This is a genomic window from Stenotrophomonas sp. SI-NJAU-1, from assembly GCF_020883215.1.
Taxonomy (GTDB): Bacteria; Pseudomonadota; Gammaproteobacteria; order Xanthomonadales; family Xanthomonadaceae; genus Stenotrophomonas; species Stenotrophomonas indicatrix.
Window position 1 is genome coordinate 1,532,009 of record NZ_CP086598.1, and the last position, 15,266, is coordinate 1,547,274.

The window sequence follows — 15,266 nt, forward strand, 5'->3', positions numbered from 1 at the left end:
AAGAATGAAGACTTGCAGCCGCCGCCGCATGGCCCGCGGATTCACGCTGATCGAGTTGATGATCACGGTCGCCGTTGTTGCGATCCTCGCCGCCGTCGCCATTCCTTCCTACAGCGAGCACGTCCGTAAATCCCGGCGTGCTCAGGCCAAGGCGGACCTGGTGGAACTGGCACAGCAGCTGGAGCGTTTCCATACCGTGCAGAACACGTACAGCGGGATGACGCTGCCGTTCACCCAGTCGCCTCGGGATGGCAAGTCGTACTACACGCTGTCGCTGTCCGGTGCGGCCACGTCATCGGCATTCACGCTGCAGGCGGTGCCGGGGACTGGTCAGGACAAAGACAAGTGCGGCACCCTCACTCTGGATCAGGCCGGTCGCAAGACGCCCACCGCAGCCAAGGTGGCGGGATGCTGGTAACGGTCGGGGGTGTTGCAACCGTCGCAATGAGCGTCTAGAATGCGCCTCCCCGCCCGAATAGCTCAGCCGGTTAGAGCACTTGACTGTTAATCAGGGGGTCGTTGGTTCGAGTCCAACTTCGGGCGCCAGATTCGTGAAAGCCGCGAGAAATCGCGGCTTTTTTCGTTTTTTGGAGCCGGTGTCGGCCGCGTTCAGCAGGGCTTTTCAGAGCGTGGTCGCTCGCTGCGCACGCGTCCGCCTACGCTGATGATCACCCTGCTGTGTTCCTTGCCGTCCACGCAAAGCAGCAGTGACTGATTGGTGCCGGCATTGCGACCATCCGGCAGGAACTGCACATGGAGGCGGTGCTGGCTGGATTGCATCCGCACAGCTGCCGGTAGAGGCTCCCGCACGTGGATGACGGCGGCGTCGGTCGCCGCTGCCCAGGGCGGAGGTTCCATCCGTACCAGCCAGCCCTGATTCCAGGCGTTGCCGCAGTTCACGGCGTCGTCCGACCCACAGACCGTCACTCTTCGGCGCTGGGTGGTGGCTGTACTGCGCGCCAGTGCCAGGCTGGTGGCCAGTTCGGCGCGCAGTGATTCGGCTTGCAGATGGCGGATCGTGCGTTGCCACGGCCCCCAGGCCAAGGCCAGCAGAACCGACAACACCATCAGCACGATCACCAGTTCCAGCAGGTGAAGGCCGCGCGACAGGCGCGCAGGGTGGGGAAGGAGAGTGGCCGCAGGCATGGCCACAGCGTGGCTGCAGGCCTTGATGGCGACCATCAGCCTGTCCCTTGCCTCGCGGGCAGACTTCCCCTCAGCCGACCGTCACCAGACGCCCTCTATACTTACCTTCCCCGGGACCTGGCAACACCATGAGCGACAGTTTCCAACTTGTCTCGCCGTATTCGCCGGCGGGCGACCAACCCGATGCCATCGCCAAGCTGACCAGCAATTTCGAGGCTGGCGTGGCCAAGCAGACCCTGCTGGGCGTCACCGGCTCGGGCAAGACCTACACCATCGCCAACGTCATCCAGCAGATCCAGAAGCCGACGCTGATCATGGCGCCGAACAAGACCCTGGCAGCGCAGCTGTACGGTGAGTTCAAGGCGTTCTTCCCGCACAACGCGGTGGAGTACTTCGTCAGCTATTACGACTACTACCAGCCGGAAGCCTACGTGCCGTCGTCGGACACCTTCATCGAGAAGGACAGTTCGATCAACGAACACATCGAACAGATGCGGCTGGCGGCGACCAAGACCCTGCTGTCACGGCCGGATGCGATCGTGGTGGCGACCGTGTCGGCCATCTACGGCCTGGGTGCGCCGGAAGACTACCTGTCGCTGCGCCTGATCCTGTCCAAGGGCGAGCGCATCGACCAGCGCGACCTGATCAATCACCTGACCCAGCTGCAGTACACGCGCAACGAATACGAGCTGCAGCGCGGTACCTTCCGCGTGCGTGGTGAAGTGATCGACGTGTTCCCGGCGGAATCGGACAGTGAGGCCCTGCGCATCGAACTGTTCGATGGCGAGGTGGAAAAGATCACGATGTTCGATCCGCTCACCGGCGAGACCATGCGCAACCTCATGCGCTTCACCGTGTACCCGAAGACCCACTACGCGACCACGCGTGAACGGGTGCTGGCGGCGGTGGAGACCATCAAGGTCGAGCTGAAGGAGCGCTTGGAGCAGCTGTACGCGCAGAACAAGCTGGTCGAGGCGCAGCGCCTGGCCCAGCGCACCCAGTTCGACCTCGAAATGATGGCCGAAGTGGGGTTCTGCAACGGCATCGAGAACTACTCGCGGCATTTGACCGGCAAGAACGCGGGCGAGCCGCCGCCGACCCTGTTCGATTACCTGCCGGCTGATGCGCTGCTGGTGATCGACGAATCGCACGTGACCATTCCGCAGATCGGTGCCATGTTCAAGGGTGACCGGTCGCGCAAGGAAACCCTGGTCGAGTTCGGCTTCCGCCTGCCGTCGGCGCTGGACAACCGTCCGCTGCGCTTCGAGGAGTGGGAGGCGCGCTGCCCGCGCAGCATCTATGTGTCGGCGACACCGGGTCCGTATGAATTCCGCGAGGCCGGAGAGGACATGGCCGAGCTGGTCGTGCGCCCGACCGGCCTGATCGACCCCGTGGTGGAGATCCGCCCGGTCGGCACCCAGGTCGATGACCTGATGAGCGAGGCCAACGAGCGGATCAAGGCCGGTGACCGCGTGCTGGTCACCACCCTGACCAAGCGCATGGCCGAAAACCTCACCGAGTACCTGACCGAGCACGGCATCCGCGTGCGCTACCTGCACTCGGACATCGATACCGTTGAACGCGTGGAGATCATCCGTGACCTGCGTCTGGGCAAGTTCGATGTGCTGGTCGGCATCAACCTGCTGCGCGAGGGGCTGGACATGCCCGAGGTCTCGCTGGTGGCGATCCTGGATGCGGACAAGGAGGGCTTCCTGCGCTCGACCGGCTCGTTGATCCAGACCATCGGCCGTGCGGCCCGCAACGTGCGCGGCAAGGCGATCCTGTATGCGGACAAGATCACCCGTTCGATGCAGGCAGCGATCGATGAGACCGACCGCCGCCGCACCAAGCAGGTCGAGTACAACCTGGAGCACGGCATCACTCCGCGCTCCGTGGCGCGGCCGATCGTCGACGTGCTGGAGGGCGCACGCTCGGACGCCGCCGAGAAGGAGTCCCGCAAGGGCAAGGGCAAAGGCCGTTCCGGGGTGGCAGAGGACACGATCGACTACCGGTCGCTCAGTCCGGCGCAGCTGGCCGCTCGCCTCAAGGCCCTGGAGCAGCGGATGTACCAGCATGCCAAGGACCTGGAATTCGAGGATGCCGCCCGGGTGCGCGACCAGATCAGGCAGCTGAAGGAGGCCAGCCTGGGCTGAACGCGGTAAAGCGGCTTTTCTTCACAAAAGTATTGCGCTTGCCGGTCGTCGTCCGTAATATACGCGGCCTGCACCAACGCAATCGCGGCGCTGCAGAAGCAACAAACGGGCGGTTAGCTCAGCGGTAGAGCACTACCTTGACATGGTAGGGGTCACAGGTTCGAACCCTGTACCGCCCACCACGAAGTTCCCCAGGGGGCTGTCGTGAGGATCAAAAGCCCGGCCCTGGCGCCGGGTTTTTACGTAGAAGCACCAGCCTGCGGGCTGCACGGAATATTTGGGCGGTTAGCTCAGCGGTAGAGCACTACCTTGACATGGTAGGGGTCACAGGTTCGAACCCTGTACCGCCCACCACCGGTTCCCGGCATGGCCGGAGCAGCGGTGGAAACGATGAAAGCCGGCCCCGGGGCCGGCTTTTTTGTGCCTGCGATCCGCGCTCGTTCCAGCCTGGCCGGCTTGCTGCCAGCGTCAACTGCGTTGCTCGACACTGGCGCTGCGCTGCAGCTGCCAATGACCATCCACGCGCTGCCACAGTTGCAGCATTCCCCGGGCGTGCGACTGCCCGCGCTGTATACCGTCGGCATCACCGTGCACGCGAGCGTGGGCCACCTGCAGTACGCGATCCGCACTCAGGCGCAGGATCTGCACGCTCTGGCTGTCCGTCTGGCCGTAGCTGGCATGCGCGCGGACGGCACGTTGGGCGTCGGCCTGCAGGATCTGCATCCGCAGCGAATCGCTTCCGGTACCGCCGTCGCGGTTGCACAGACCGGCCATCAACAGCAGCAGGGCAAGCATCGGCATGGCACGGTGCTCCGGAGAAGGGAGCCCAGCGTTGCACTGTGGCCTGCGCTGTGAAATCGGCATGCGACGAAGACCGGAAAAGCGCGTGCCAAGTGCCGTCTGCAAGGATGAATCCGGGCCGCAGAAAAAAGGGCCGCCCAATCGGACGGCCCGGTGCAACGCCCAGTGCAGACGGGGCGCCTCATCCATGCAGGAACTGTGGCCGGGAAGCCGAAGTCAGGTCCTGCGCTGGATGGGGTGGATCAGGGAACCTGGCAGCAGACGCGTCCGCCGCTCCAGCGGCCGTTGCCGCCGTAAGGACAGCCCGGCGTGTACTCACAGCCCGGTGCGAACCCGGTCTTGGCCGGGGTGGTCGCGAAGGCCTGCGCGGCGCCGAATGACATGGCGGCCACGACGACGAGGCCGGCAATGGACGAGAACAGCTTCTTCTTTCCGATCATCTGTATCTCCTTTGCAGCGCTTCGAGGCGGGTTACATGGGATCGCAGCAGGCCAGCAGGCCGTGGGAGCCTGCGTTGCCATAGGGGCAGCTCGGATGTTCCTTGCACCCCGGCGCGAAGCCGGTCTTCACCGGCGTGGCGAAGGCCTGTGCGGCCCCGAATGACATTGCAGCAACGATGACGATACCGGCGACGGACGAGAACAGCGTTTTCTTCCCGATCATGTGTATCTCCTTCAGTTGGTGTGGCTTCCCGGATTCATTGCGTTGGCGACGGCCTGGACAGTGCCGGCGTCGAGCTGGCCGACATGCTTGTAGGCGATGCTGCCATCTGCGGCCAGCACCATCAGCATTGGTGTCAGCGTGGCGCGGTAGCGCTTGGAGACTTCGCCCTGATCGTCCACGGCGATCGGAAACGCCAGCGCGTGCTTGCCTGCGTAGTCGGCAAGCTGGTCGTACGGTGGCAGGCCCACGCCCACCAGCTCGGCACTGCCTCGCGCAGCCGCGATCTGCTGCAGTTGTGGCACCGAGGCCAGGCAGTAACGGCAGGCGGTAGAGAAGAAGTAGAGGATCTGCGGCACGCCGCGCGCGCCACCGATATCGACATGGGTCTGCTGCGTCGTCCGCAGGGTCAACGGTTCAGGCCGGGTGCCGGTTGCAAGGCCATGCGCGTCCAGCTGCGTCTGCTGCAGCTGCGCCGCCATCTGTTCGTTGAGCTGCCGCAACTGGCGGTTCTGCCAGGAGAGCATGATGACCAGTGCGGCCAGCAGCAGGGCGACTACGGGAAACAGTGCACGCTTGAGCATCGATCATCCTTGAACGCCGCGTTGCATCGACCATACCGGAGAGAGCAACAGGAATGTCAAGCTTTTGTATCATCGGTGACGCAGTTCCCAAACCTCCGGACGCCACCATGAGTGACCATGCTCCCGTTTCCCGGCCTAACCCGATCATCGAACTGCTGTTCGGCGGCAACATGCTGGAAGGCACCTTCAAGGCCGTGATCTGGGTCGCACTGCTGTCTGCGGTGCTGGCCTGGACGACCTTCCGCTGACGCGACGCTCAGGCCGCAGCGAAGGCCTGGCGCAGGCTGCGCAGCGTCGCCTGGCGATATTCGGCCGCACACGGCTCGCCCATTTCCAGCTCCTGCAGGCGCAGGCCGACCAGGGTCATCGACAGTGCGTATCCGCGCGCAGCATCGGCAGCGCGTGACAGGCCGAGTGCACGTCGGGTCAACGCGTCCACATGAGCCATGTCCGGCAGCAGGCCCAGGTAGGCGCGCTCGGCGCTGTCCAGATCCGGCGCGCGCAGGATCGCGTTGGCATCGGCGGTGGGGGTGACAGCGGCCATGCGGGATCCTTGTTGTCCGTGGGGCGGATGCAGGTTCGGTCAGAACGCGCGCATCAGCGAGATGAAAGCGGAGGTCTGGCTGCTGCGCCGTGCCATCGGGCTGTCTTCGACGGCATCACCGAACCACTGGTTGGCGACGACGCCAGTTGCGCGCCATTTCGTACCCAGGGGCGTGCTGACCGCGATCTGCAGGCTCGGCGAGGTGGCACTGCCGGGCGTGTAGGCCGCCAGCCCGGAGCGCAGCGCTTCTTCGTCACTGATGCCGTAGTAGTAGTCGAGCAGGCGGGCGCTGGAATGCACCACGCCCACGCGCGGCACCCAGGTGAAACGGCCGGCCTGGATCGGATAGCTGTAATGCAGGCTGGATTCAACACCGCCGCCGTGCCCGCTTACTTCGCGCTTCACGCTGGCCGCCACCGCGCCCCAGTCGGCGCTGTAGTCGGCATTGATGCCGACCATCGCCGACATCTGCCGGCTATGCAGGCGGCGCAGCTGCGGATCGTTCACGTCGTCGGTCTTGAAGCGCAACGTGTAGGGCGTCGCCACCGCCGACAGGCGCAGGCCGTCGGCCTTGTAGAGGTTCATGCCAAGCGAACCGGGGCTGGCGAAGAAGCGCTTGCCCTGCCAGGACAGCGCCGGCAGCACCAGCGGCTTGTCGTCATAGTGCGCGTAGGCGCCAGTGGTCGCGCCGAAGGTGATGCCGGCCTGTACCCCCGGAGCCTGTTCCTGCGCGGTGGCCAGCAGCGGCGTGGAGAGAGCGACGGTGCACAGCAGGGGGCGCAGCAGGGCGGGGGACAGTGAGGTCATCGATGTAGTGCGTTGCAGGGATGGCGATGCATGCTGCGCGCGCAACATTGTCGGAACATTGCGCAGGCGCAATCTGCTGGCATCGCCGCCACCTGCACGCCGAAGGCACTATGATCGGCACCGTTTCCGGTTGCCGAGCCCCCGATGCGCATTCTCCTGGTCGAAGATGACCCCGATCTCTCGCGAGCCCTGCAGTCCGGGCTTGAGCGCCAGGGTGTGGTCGCCGACGTGGTCGGCAGCCTGGCCGAGGCTGCGCTCGCCCTGCGTGAGCCGGTGCATCAGCTGATGCTGCTCGATCGGCAGCTGCCCGATGGTGATGGCGTGGGCTTCGTGGCGACCGCCCGTACGCTGCGGCCGAACCTGGCGGTGATCATGCTCACTGCCAAGGGCGGGCTGTCGGACAAGGTGGAAGGACTGGACGTCGGTGCCGATGACTACCTGGTCAAGCCGGTGGCGATCGAAGAGCTGATGGCGCGCATCCGCGCCGTCTCGCGTCGACCGTCGGCGATGGTGACCCCCCGGTTGCGGCTGGGCCGGCTGGAGTTCGATTTCGAATCGCTGCAGGCGCAGGTGGACGGCCAGCCGGTTGCACTGCCGCGGCGGCAGGTGCTGGTGCTGCAGGCGCTGGCGATGCGGCAGGGGCGCACGGTCACCCGCAGCGCGCTGGAAGCGGCGGTGTACGGATTCGATGATGAGATCCAGTCCAATGCGCTCGATGCGCACATTTCAAAGCTGCGCAAGGCGCTGCAGCAGGCCGGGGCAGGCGTGGAGATCCACGTGATCCGCGGCGTTGGCTACCTGCTGGCGGAGGCCTGAGATGGCACGACCGATCCGTTCGATCACTCTTGGACTGGCATGGCGGCTGTTCCTGGCGCAGGCCTTCACGGTGTTGTTCGCCGTCGTCGCGCTGATCCTGACCTGGGGCGACAAGGACACCTGGGGCATGGACATGTTCATGGCCGAGAGCGCAGCCAATGCGGTGCACAGCGAAGGCGGCCGTCTGGTGCTGGACGAAGCGCGCTGGCAGAAGCTCGATGCGCGTGCCGGTGGCAACCTGTGGTTCGCGGCGGTGGACGATCGCGGTGCATGGCTGCAGCGCGGCACGCTGCCTGCCATCCACGCGCCGCTGCTGGCCCGCCTGCCGACACTGGGTGCCACCGAGCTGGGTTCGCTGGTGCCGCCGTACCTGGATGTGGCGCGGGTGATGATCCGCAACGAAGACGGCCGCCGCATCACGGTGATGGTGGGGGGGGCGCCGAAGGGCGGCCTGCTGGATGGCGCATTGATGGTGCTGCGGTTGATTGGCCTGTGGTTCTTCCTGCCGTTGATCGTGGTCACGCTGCTGGTGATGCCGACGGTGATCCATCGCGCCATGCGTGGCGTGCGCCGGTCCGCGCAGCAGGCCAAGGAGCTGGATATCGGCCAGCCCGGTGCGCGCCTGGATGCGCAGCTGGTATCGACCGAGGTCGCGCCTCTGGTCGAAGCGTTCAACGATGCGATCGACAAGGTGCAGCAGGGCTACGCAGCACGCGATAAATTCCTGGCCGACGCCGCCCATGAGCTGCGGGTACCGATTGCGGTGGTGCAGGCGCGCCTGTCGCAGTTGCCGCAGGGGGAGCTCAAATCGCAGCTGCTGACCGATGTCGCCCGTCTCGGCAACGTCGCCGAGCACCTGCTCGACCTGCAGCGCCTGGACCGGAACGTCGCAGCCTTGCAGCGCCTGGACCTTGCGCATGTCGTGCGCGAAGCGGCCGCCGACCTTGCGCCTCTGGTGGTTGGCGCCGGCTACGGCTTTGAAGTGGATGCGCCGGAGACGCCGGTGTGGATCCATGGCGATGGCCTCGCTCTGGGGCGGGTGATTGCCAACCTGGTGCACAACGCCATCGTCCATGGCGGCGGGCGCGGCACCATCTGCGTGCGTCTGGACCGGCAGGGCCTGCTGGAGGTCAGCGACCAGGGCGCCGGCGTGCCGGTCGGTGACCGCGAGGCGATCTTTGAGCCGTTCCACCGCCTGCGTGCTGCTGGCAGTGGCAGCGGCCTCGGCCTGCATCTGGTCAAGGAGATCGTGCAGCACCACGGCGGCACGGTGAGCGTGGGCGAGGCCGTCGGCGGCGGCGCGAGCTTCCGGGTCAACTTCCACCGCGGCAGCGTGCGTCGCTAGCCGAGCGCTGACAACGCCACACGGTGTTGCCTGATGGCTGGGTGAGGCCGCGCCTCGGCACGCTGTGTCGATGGCAGCCGATCGGACCTTGTCGCCCTTGTTTGGCCCCGCGTGCGCTGCCGCTCTGGTTGCCGGTGCGTTGGTCTGCGTGCTGCTGCCGGTGTTGCCACCGCTGTGGGCTTCTGTTGCGGCGACCGTCGTGGCCGCGTTGGGCTGGGTGTTGCGCTGGCGCGGACGCGCGGCGGCTGCGTTGTTGTTCGGCTTGGCCTGGACTTGCTGCCACGGGTATTGGGCAATGCAGACGCAGCTGCCGGCCGGTTCTGCTGCGCAGGATGTGCTCGTCCGGGGGCAGGTCATCGATCTGCCGAAGGAAACGCCTGCACACACCCGCTTCGAATTCCGGGTGGATGCGTCCGATGCGATGCCGACGCTGCGTGGAAAGCGGCTGCAGGTGCTCTGGCACGCGCCACGGGGTGGGCCGACCGACGCCGGGCTTGATCAGAGACGTCTCCTGCACGCCGGGGCGGATTGGCAGTTGTCGCTGCGCGTGCGACCACCACGTTCACGCATCAATCCGGGGGGCTTCGATGGCGAGCGGCATGCGCTGCTGCGTGGGCTGGCAGGGAACGCCAGCGTGCGCGACTTGAATTCCACGCGACAGCTGCGCCCTGCGCATGGTCTACCTGCGTGGCGCGAGCGCACCAGTGCCGCCATTGCCAGGCAGGTCGCACACCCGTCTGCACGGTTCATCCAGGCCCTGGCGCTGGGCGATACCCGTGGCCTGTCCGACGTCGACTGGGCGCAGCTGCGTGCGCTGGGCCTGACCCACCTGATCGCCATCTCCGGCTTCCATGTCGGTCTGGTCGCGGGCTTCGCCGCATTGCTGTGTTCTGCGCTCTGGCGATCCTGGCCGGGGCTTGCCAGGTTCTGGCCACGACCGCAGGCGGCGGCCTGTGCGGCAGCGGTGGCTGCGTCCGGCTATGCCGTCGTTGCAGGCAGCGAGCTGCCGACCGTGCGTACCGCACTGATGATTGCGGTGCTGGCCCTGGCGCGCGTCGCCCGCCGTCCGGTGACGGTAGCGCAGGGGCTGGCGCTGGCTGCGCTGGCGATGCTGCTGCCGGCGCCGCTGTCGGTGCTGTCTGCGGGCTTCTGGCTCAGTTTCGGCGGCGTTCTGTGGTTGCTGTGGTGCCTGCCGCAGGGGCGGCCGAAAGGGGGCGCCGCAATGCTGCGCGGCGCTCTGGCAGGGCAGGGGGTGGCCAGTGTCGCTCTGTTGCCGCTGGCAGTGGCACTGTTCGGTGGCAGCGCACGGCTGGGGCCGCTGGTGAACCTGCCGATCATTCCACTGTGGAGCCTGCTGGTGGTGCCTCTGGCTCTGCTGGGAACCGCTGTGGAGGCCCTGCGCACCGGGGCAGGGCAGTGGCCTTGGCGCACGGCTGCCTGGGTGTTCGAGGCCAGTTGGCAGCTGCTGCAACCCTTGGCCGAGCACCCGCAGGCGATGTGGTGGCTGGCGCAGGGGCCGGCCTGGGCGTTGCCGGCGGCCTTGCTGGGGGTGTTCTGGTGGCTGTTGCCACGCGGTGCTGGGGCCGGGCTTGCCGGTTCTCTGCTGTGCCTGCCGTTGCTGTGGCCGGCACGGTCGGGGCCGCAGCAGGGTGAGCTGGAACTGGTGGTGCACGATGTCGGCCAGGGCGCGGCGGTGCTGCTGCGGACCGCCCAGCACGCACTCTGGTACGACGTCGGCCCGCCGGCCGGCGGCGAAGGCGAGGAGCGGATGCTGCTGCCGACGTTGCGGGCGCTGGGACAGGAGCCGCCGGCACGGGTGATGATCAGTCACGACCACCTGGACCACAGCGGCAACCTTGCCGCGCTGCGCCGGCAATGGCCGGGTCTGCACGTACTGGCTCCACCGGGCAGTGCGATTGCCACGACCGGCAGCTGCCAACAGGGCCTGCGCTGGCAATGGGACGGGCTCGATTTCCAGGTGCTGCATCCGCCCGCCGCGTTCCCTGCCGCTGGCGGGAAGGGCGCCGACAACGAAGCCAGTTGCGTGCTGCGGGTTGCTGGCGCGCACGGGGTCGTGCTGCTGCCCGGTGACATCGGCCGGCAGGGCGAGCAGGCGCTGCTGGCGGGCGCCGCCGATATGCTGCGTGCGGACGTGGTGCTGGTGCCCCATCACGGCAGCGGAGGCAGTTCCACGCCGGACTGGGTGAAGGCGGTGGCGCCGCAGCTGGCGCTGGTCTCGGCCGGGCACCGGAACCACTTTGGCCACCCGAAACGTGACGTGGTGCGGCGCTGGCAGGCGGCGGGCGCCGAAGTGCTGTCCACCGCCGAGTCCGGCGCGATCCGCGTATGGCTTGGCGCACAAGGCCTGCAGCTGCGTGAACAGCGTATCCACGCCGCCCGGTGGTGGGATGCCGCTGGGCGGGCGCGGTCGGCTGCTATCCTATCGCCGATCGAACAAGCGGCCGCTGGGCCGGAGGGTTGAAACGTGTGGGAACTGGTCAAGGCCGGTGGCTGGCCGATGGTGCCGCTGCTGCTGTTGGGCGTACTGGCTTTGGCGATCGTCCTGGAGCGTTTCTGGTCCTTGCGGCGTAACGAGGTGCTGCCGCCTGGCCTGGGCCAGGAGGTGCGCAACTGGGCCGCGCGCGGCAAGCTGGACCCGGCGCACCTGCAGACCCTGCGTGCCAATTCACCGTTGGGTGCCCTGCTGGCCGCCGCGCTGGAAGCGCGCAACCGCCCGCGCGACCAGATCCGCGAGCGCATCGAGGACACCGGTCGCCATCTGGTGCACCGCATGGAGCGTTTCCTCAACGCGCTGGGCACCATCGCCTCGGCCGGCCCGTTGCTGGGCCTGCTGGGCACCGTGGTCGGCATGATCCAGATGTTCCTGGGCATCCTCGACCACGGCGTGGGTGATGTGAACCAGCTTGCCGGCGGTATCGGCAAGGCACTGGTGTGCACCGCCACCGGCATGATCGTGGCGATCCCGGCGCTGATGTTCCACCGCTTCTTCAAGGGCCGCATCCACGGCTACGTGGTGGAGATGGAGCAGGAAGCCAGCGCGCTGCTGGATACGCTGGATGGCCGCCCCGGGGTGATGACTCCGGCCCCCGCCACGCGCGCGCCCTCCGCCGCTACGGCAAAGGCCTGATCGATGCGTATCGGCAACGACCGGGCCCAGGATGAACCGCATATCGACCTGGTGCCGCTGATCGACGTCATCCTGGTGCTGATCATCTTCTTCGTGGTCACCACGACCTTCGACGCGCGATCGACCCTGCAGGTGCAGCTGCCGACCGCCAGCCAGCAGCAGACCAACGAGCCGCCGCGCTCGCTGAGCGTGCTGATCAACGCTGACGGCCGCTACTTCGTCAACGATCAGGAAGTGCTGCGCAGCGACGTCGAGTCGGTCAAGCAGACCATTGCCGCCGTTGCCGGCAGCGACCGCGAGCAGACCGTGCTGCTGCGCGCCGACGCGCGCACTCCCTACCAGGCCGTGGTGACCGCGCAGGATGCGCTGGGCCAGCTCGGTTTCCGTCGTATCGCCATTGCAACAGCGCCAGAGGTGCGTCCATGAGTTCCCATCACGCGCCGGTGTGGCCGATCTACAAACGACTGCTGGGCTATACCCGCACCTACTGGGTATTCATGGTGGCGGCGGTGATCGCCATGGTGGTCGAGGCCCTGGCCGGCTACCACTTCACCAAGCTGATGGAACCGCTGGTCAATGACGGCTTCGTCGACCCGCAGCCGCGCGCGGCCGTGGTGTTGCCGCTGACCATCCTCGGCCTGTTCCTGATGCGCAGCGTGGCCACCTGGGTCAGTGACTACACCCTGGCCAAGACCGGTCGCAGCGTGGTCCGTGACCTGCGTGAGCAGGTACTGCAGAAGTACCTGCACCTGCCGTCCTCCCATTTCGATGCCGAAGCGACGCCGGTGATGGTCAGCCGCCTGAACTTCGACACCGAGCAGGTCACCCAGGCCAGCGCCGATGCGCTCAAGACCGTGGTGGCCGACACCCTGACCATCATCGCGATGCTGGCGGTGATGCTGCAGATGAGCATCAAGGTGACCCTGGCCATGCTGGTGGTGGTGCCGCTGATCGGGGTGATCGTGTCCTACGTGGGCAAGCGCTACCGGCGCATCAGCCGCGGCATCCAGGACGGCATGGGCACCATGGCGCAGACCGCCGAGCAGTCGCTGGCCGCGCAGCAGGAAGTGAAGGTGCACGGCACCCAGCAGCACGAGATCTCGCGCTACTCGCGCCTGGCCAACCGCATGCTGGCGCTGAACATGAAGGTGGAGGTCACCCGTGCCGCCGCCTCCAGCGTCGTCCAGTTCCTGGCAGCGCTGGCATTGGCGGTGATCGTGTGGGTCGCCACCCGCGAAGCACTGGCCGGCAAGCTCAATGCGGGCCAGTTCATGGGCCTGATGACCTCGATGATGGCCATCATTCCGTCGCTGCGCCGGCTGACCAGCGTGCAGACCTCCATCTCGCGCGGCGTGGCTGCGGCCGAGCGCCTGTTCGGCATCATCGACATGCCCGTCGAGCGCGACGACGGCAAGCACGCGGTGCAGCGCGTACGCGGCGAGCTGGCCTTCGAGCATGTCATGCTGCGCTACCGCGAAGACAGCGGCATTGCCCTGGACGACATCAATTTCGTTGCCCGCCCGGGCACGGTCACCGCCATCGTCGGCCGCTCCGGCAGTGGCAAGACCAGCCTGATCCGGCTGGTGCCGCGTTTCTACGAGCCCAATGGCGGGCGTATCCTGCTCGACGGCGTGGCCCTGGATGAGTACCCGCTGGCCGATCTGCGCCGGCAGGTGGCCATGGTCGGGCAGAAGGTCATGCTGTTCGACGACACCATCGCGGCCAACATCGCCTACGGCATGGATGCCACCGACGAGCAGATCCGTGCAGCTGCCGAGGCGGCCAATGCGTGGGAATTCATTGCACGCATGCCGCAGCAGCTGCAGACGCCGGTGGGCGAGAATGGCGCGCTGCTGTCCGGCGGCCAGCGCCAGCGCCTGGCGATCGCCCGCGCCATCCTGCGCGACGCACCGATCCTGATCCTGGACGAGGCCACCGCGGCGCTGGACAACGAATCCGAGCGCCTGGTGCAGGATGCGCTGCAGCGCTTGATGCCCGAGCGCACCACGCTGGTGATCGCGCATCGCCTGTCGACCATCGAGCATGCCGACCAGGTGCTGGTGATGGACCATGGCCGTATCGTTGAGCGCGGCACCCACCAGGAACTGCTGTCGATGGGCGGCCTGTACCAGCACCTGCACAACATGCAGTTCCGCGAAAGGCAGGACTGATGGCGGGCAACGGTACCCAGACCCCGCCGTACTGGTACGACGGCAGCCCCGCTCCGTGGCCGATGCGACTGCTGGCGCCGCTGTATGCCGGCGTCACCGCGCTGCGCCGGCGCCTGTACCGGCGTGGCTGGCGCAAGCGCCATGCACTGGCGGTGCCAGTCATCGTAGTCGGCAACATCACCGCCGGCGGCACCGGCAAGACGCCGCTGACCATCGCCCTGGTCGATCGGCTGCGGGCCGCGGGCTGGAAGCCCGGCGTCGCCAGCCGCGGCTACGGCCGTGAGCAAGCGGACAGGGCACGTTGGGTGGAAGCCGATACGCCGACCGCCCTGGGGGGCGACGAGCCGGTGCTGATCGCCTGGAAGACGGGCGTGCCGGTACGCGTGGACAGTGATCGGGTGGCGGCGGGCAAGGCGCTGATCGCGGCCGGCTGCGACGTGATCGTCTGCGATGACGGGCTGCAGCACTACCGCTTGGCGCGCGACATCGAGATCGAGGTGGTCGATGCCCAGCGCCGCTATGGCAATGGCCGGATGATCCCCGCTGGACCGTTGCGGGAACCGGTCAGCCGTGCCGCTGAGTGTGATTTCCGGGTGGTCAACCTGGGCCAGGCGGATGAAGCGGCCGCTGCCCAGTCCTGCGGCTTCGGCCAATGGCCGATGTCCCTGCACATCGACAGTGCACAGCCGCTGGCCGGCGGGCGCGCACGTCCCCTTTCGTACTTCGCGGGCCAGCGCGTGCACGCCGTGGCCGGCATCGCCAATCCGCAACGCTTCTTCGACATGCTGCGCGCGCGTGCGATCGGCGTGGTGCCGCACGCCTTCGCCGACCATCATGCCTACCAGCCGCAGGATCTGTCCTTTGGCAGCCAGTTGCCGGTGCTGATGACCGAAAAGGACGCGGTGAAGTGCCGCGCGTTCGCCAACGACTGGCAGTACGCCGTGCCGCTGCGTGCCGAGATGCCTGCTGCTTTCTGGATCGCGTTGACTGACCGACTGGACAAGCTGCGTCCGAACTGAGGGGCCGTGCGACGCTTGCAAATGCACGTCGCCGGCCGCATTCCTGCTGTATCGCGCCTTCCGAGTACCGCC

Annotated in this window: 17 protein-coding genes and 3 tRNA genes; 13 read left to right on the top strand and 7 right to left on the bottom strand. The window is 67.0% G+C overall.

Translation table 11 applies throughout. The features are described from left to right. Positions 1-4 precede the first annotated feature (4 nt). Positions 5-418, top strand: a complete 414-nt coding sequence (locus LMF57_RS07050) for a type IV pilin protein (protein WP_140226509.1) — start codon at positions 5-7, stop codon at positions 416-418. A gap of 51 nt (positions 419-469) precedes the next feature. Next, positions 470-546, top strand: a tRNA-Asn gene (locus tag LMF57_RS07055). A 63-nt stretch (positions 547-609) separates the two neighbouring features. Here the strand turns inward: LMF57_RS07055 and LMF57_RS07060 are convergent. After that, a complete protein-coding gene (locus LMF57_RS07060; RefSeq protein ID WP_229291146.1) occupies positions 610-1,182 on the bottom strand; it encodes a GspH/FimT family pseudopilin in 573 nt (190 codons plus the stop codon). A 92-nt stretch (positions 1,183-1,274) separates the two neighbouring features. Here LMF57_RS07060 and uvrB point away from each other — a divergent pair, with 92 nt between their 5' ends. The 3 genes from uvrB (at position 1,275) to LMF57_RS07075 (ending at position 3,653) form a co-directional block, all read left to right on the top strand. Continuing rightward, positions 1,275-3,299: an excinuclease ABC subunit UvrB gene (uvrB, locus tag LMF57_RS07065; protein WP_117309978.1), complete on the top strand. Its 2,025-nt coding sequence runs from the start codon at positions 1,275-1,277 to the stop codon at positions 3,297-3,299. Between the two features lie 107 nt (positions 3,300-3,406). Continuing rightward, positions 3,407-3,481: transfer RNA gene (locus tag LMF57_RS07070), tRNA-Val, on the top strand. A gap of 97 nt (positions 3,482-3,578) precedes the next feature. Beyond that, positions 3,579-3,653 (top strand) — tRNA-Val (locus LMF57_RS07075). A gap of 114 nt (positions 3,654-3,767) precedes the next feature. Here the strand turns inward: LMF57_RS07075 and LMF57_RS07080 are convergent. From LMF57_RS07080 to LMF57_RS07095, 4 genes are all read right to left on the bottom strand, one after another. Continuing rightward, positions 3,768-4,100 (bottom strand): hypothetical protein, encoded by a 333-nt coding sequence (locus LMF57_RS07080; protein WP_117309979.1) that lies wholly within the window; start codon positions 4,098-4,100, stop codon positions 3,768-3,770. A gap of 242 nt (positions 4,101-4,342) precedes the next feature. Beyond that, positions 4,343-4,540 carry a hypothetical protein gene (locus LMF57_RS07085; protein ID WP_117309980.1) on the bottom strand — a complete coding sequence of 66 codons (198 nt, stop codon included), beginning with the start codon at positions 4,538-4,540 and terminating at the stop codon, positions 4,343-4,345. 31 nt (positions 4,541-4,571) lie between these two features. Next, positions 4,572-4,763: a hypothetical protein gene (locus LMF57_RS07090; protein WP_117309981.1), complete on the bottom strand. Its 192-nt coding sequence runs from the start codon at positions 4,761-4,763 to the stop codon at positions 4,572-4,574. Positions 4,764-4,774: 11 nt separating this feature from the next. Beyond that, positions 4,775-5,344, bottom strand: a complete 570-nt coding sequence (locus tag LMF57_RS07095; protein WP_117309982.1) for a TlpA disulfide reductase family protein — start codon at positions 5,342-5,344, stop codon at positions 4,775-4,777. A gap of 107 nt (positions 5,345-5,451) precedes the next feature. Here LMF57_RS07095 and LMF57_RS07100 point away from each other — a divergent pair, with 107 nt between their 5' ends. Further along, positions 5,452-5,592 (top strand): hypothetical protein, encoded by a 141-nt coding sequence (locus LMF57_RS07100; RefSeq protein WP_162887621.1) that lies wholly within the window; start codon positions 5,452-5,454, stop codon positions 5,590-5,592. A gap of 8 nt (positions 5,593-5,600) precedes the next feature. On the opposite strand, the gene LMF57_RS07105 is transcribed toward LMF57_RS07100, so the two are convergent. Next, the gene (locus LMF57_RS07105) at positions 5,601-5,888 is read right to left on the bottom strand and encodes a hypothetical protein (protein WP_117309983.1); all 288 of its coding nucleotides are present in this window, start codon (positions 5,886-5,888) and stop codon (positions 5,601-5,603) included. Positions 5,889-5,927: 39 nt separating this feature from the next. After that, positions 5,928-6,695 (bottom strand): MipA/OmpV family protein, encoded by a 768-nt coding sequence (locus tag LMF57_RS07110; RefSeq protein WP_117309984.1) that lies wholly within the window; start codon positions 6,693-6,695, stop codon positions 5,928-5,930. A 144-nt stretch (positions 6,696-6,839) separates the two neighbouring features. On the opposite strand from LMF57_RS07110, the gene LMF57_RS07115 reads away from it, so the two are divergent. The 7 genes from LMF57_RS07115 (at position 6,840) to lpxK (ending at position 15,194) form a co-directional block, all read left to right on the top strand. Beyond that, complete coding sequence (locus LMF57_RS07115) at positions 6,840-7,511, top strand: response regulator transcription factor (RefSeq protein WP_093817843.1); 672 nt, start codon at positions 6,840-6,842, stop codon at positions 7,509-7,511. A gap of 1 nt (position 7,512) precedes the next feature. Continuing rightward, positions 7,513-8,856 carry a HAMP domain-containing sensor histidine kinase gene (locus LMF57_RS07120; RefSeq protein WP_032975720.1) on the top strand — a complete coding sequence of 448 codons (1,344 nt, stop codon included), beginning with the start codon at positions 7,513-7,515 and terminating at the stop codon, positions 8,854-8,856. 70 nt (positions 8,857-8,926) lie between these two features. Continuing rightward, a complete protein-coding gene (locus tag LMF57_RS07125; protein ID WP_117309985.1) occupies positions 8,927-11,338 on the top strand; it encodes a DNA internalization-related competence protein ComEC/Rec2 in 2,412 nt (803 codons plus the stop codon). A 3-nt stretch (positions 11,339-11,341) separates the two neighbouring features. Beyond that, on the top strand, positions 11,342-12,004 hold the full coding sequence (locus LMF57_RS07130) for a MotA/TolQ/ExbB proton channel family protein (RefSeq protein WP_117309986.1): 663 nt from the start codon (positions 11,342-11,344) through the stop codon (positions 12,002-12,004). A gap of 3 nt (positions 12,005-12,007) precedes the next feature. After that, positions 12,008-12,430, top strand: coding sequence for a biopolymer transporter ExbD (locus LMF57_RS07135; RefSeq protein WP_117309987.1), 423 nt, complete (start codon positions 12,008-12,010; stop codon positions 12,428-12,430). Then, the gene (msbA, locus tag LMF57_RS07140; RefSeq protein WP_117309988.1) at positions 12,427-14,175 is read left to right on the top strand and encodes a lipid A export permease/ATP-binding protein MsbA; all 1,749 of its coding nucleotides are present in this window, start codon (positions 12,427-12,429) and stop codon (positions 14,173-14,175) included. The genes LMF57_RS07135 and msbA overlap by 4 nt, the downstream gene beginning before the upstream one ends. Next, positions 14,175-15,194 carry a tetraacyldisaccharide 4'-kinase gene (lpxK, locus tag LMF57_RS07145; protein ID WP_117309989.1) on the top strand — a complete coding sequence of 340 codons (1,020 nt, stop codon included), beginning with the start codon at positions 14,175-14,177 and terminating at the stop codon, positions 15,192-15,194. Before msbA ends, lpxK begins: the two co-directional genes overlap by 1 nt. Positions 15,195-15,266: the final 72 nt, after the last annotated feature.

Excerpts from the sequence above, each read along its gene's own strand:
- LMF57_RS07050 (WP_140226509.1), top strand. The coding sequence starts at position 5 with ATGAAGACTTGCAGCCGCCGCCGCATGGCCCGCGGATTCACGCTGATC.
- LMF57_RS07060 (WP_229291146.1), bottom strand. The coding sequence starts at position 1,182 with ATGGTCGCCATCAAGGCCTGCAGCCACGCTGTGGCCATGCCTGCGGCC.
- uvrB (WP_117309978.1), top strand. The coding sequence starts at position 1,275 with ATGAGCGACAGTTTCCAACTTGTCTCGCCGTATTCGCCGGCGGGCGAC.
- LMF57_RS07080 (WP_117309979.1), bottom strand. The coding sequence starts at position 4,100 with ATGCCGATGCTTGCCCTGCTGCTGTTGATGGCCGGTCTGTGCAACCGC.
- LMF57_RS07085 (WP_117309980.1), bottom strand. The coding sequence starts at position 4,540 with ATGATCGGAAAGAAGAAGCTGTTCTCGTCCATTGCCGGCCTCGTCGTC.
- LMF57_RS07090 (WP_117309981.1), bottom strand. The coding sequence starts at position 4,763 with ATGATCGGGAAGAAAACGCTGTTCTCGTCCGTCGCCGGTATCGTCATC.
- LMF57_RS07095 (WP_117309982.1), bottom strand. The coding sequence starts at position 5,344 with ATGCTCAAGCGTGCACTGTTTCCCGTAGTCGCCCTGCTGCTGGCCGCA.
- LMF57_RS07100 (WP_162887621.1), top strand. The coding sequence starts at position 5,452 with ATGAGTGACCATGCTCCCGTTTCCCGGCCTAACCCGATCATCGAACTG.
- LMF57_RS07105 (WP_117309983.1), bottom strand. The coding sequence starts at position 5,888 with ATGGCCGCTGTCACCCCCACCGCCGATGCCAACGCGATCCTGCGCGCG.
- LMF57_RS07110 (WP_117309984.1), bottom strand. The coding sequence starts at position 6,695 with ATGACCTCACTGTCCCCCGCCCTGCTGCGCCCCCTGCTGTGCACCGTC.
- LMF57_RS07115 (WP_093817843.1), top strand. The coding sequence starts at position 6,840 with ATGCGCATTCTCCTGGTCGAAGATGACCCCGATCTCTCGCGAGCCCTG.
- LMF57_RS07120 (WP_032975720.1), top strand. The coding sequence starts at position 7,513 with ATGGCACGACCGATCCGTTCGATCACTCTTGGACTGGCATGGCGGCTG.
- LMF57_RS07125 (WP_117309985.1), top strand. The coding sequence starts at position 8,927 with ATGGCAGCCGATCGGACCTTGTCGCCCTTGTTTGGCCCCGCGTGCGCT.
- LMF57_RS07135 (WP_117309987.1), top strand. The coding sequence starts at position 12,008 with ATGCGTATCGGCAACGACCGGGCCCAGGATGAACCGCATATCGACCTG.
- msbA (WP_117309988.1), top strand. The coding sequence starts at position 12,427 with ATGAGTTCCCATCACGCGCCGGTGTGGCCGATCTACAAACGACTGCTG.
- lpxK (WP_117309989.1), top strand. The coding sequence starts at position 14,175 with ATGGCGGGCAACGGTACCCAGACCCCGCCGTACTGGTACGACGGCAGC.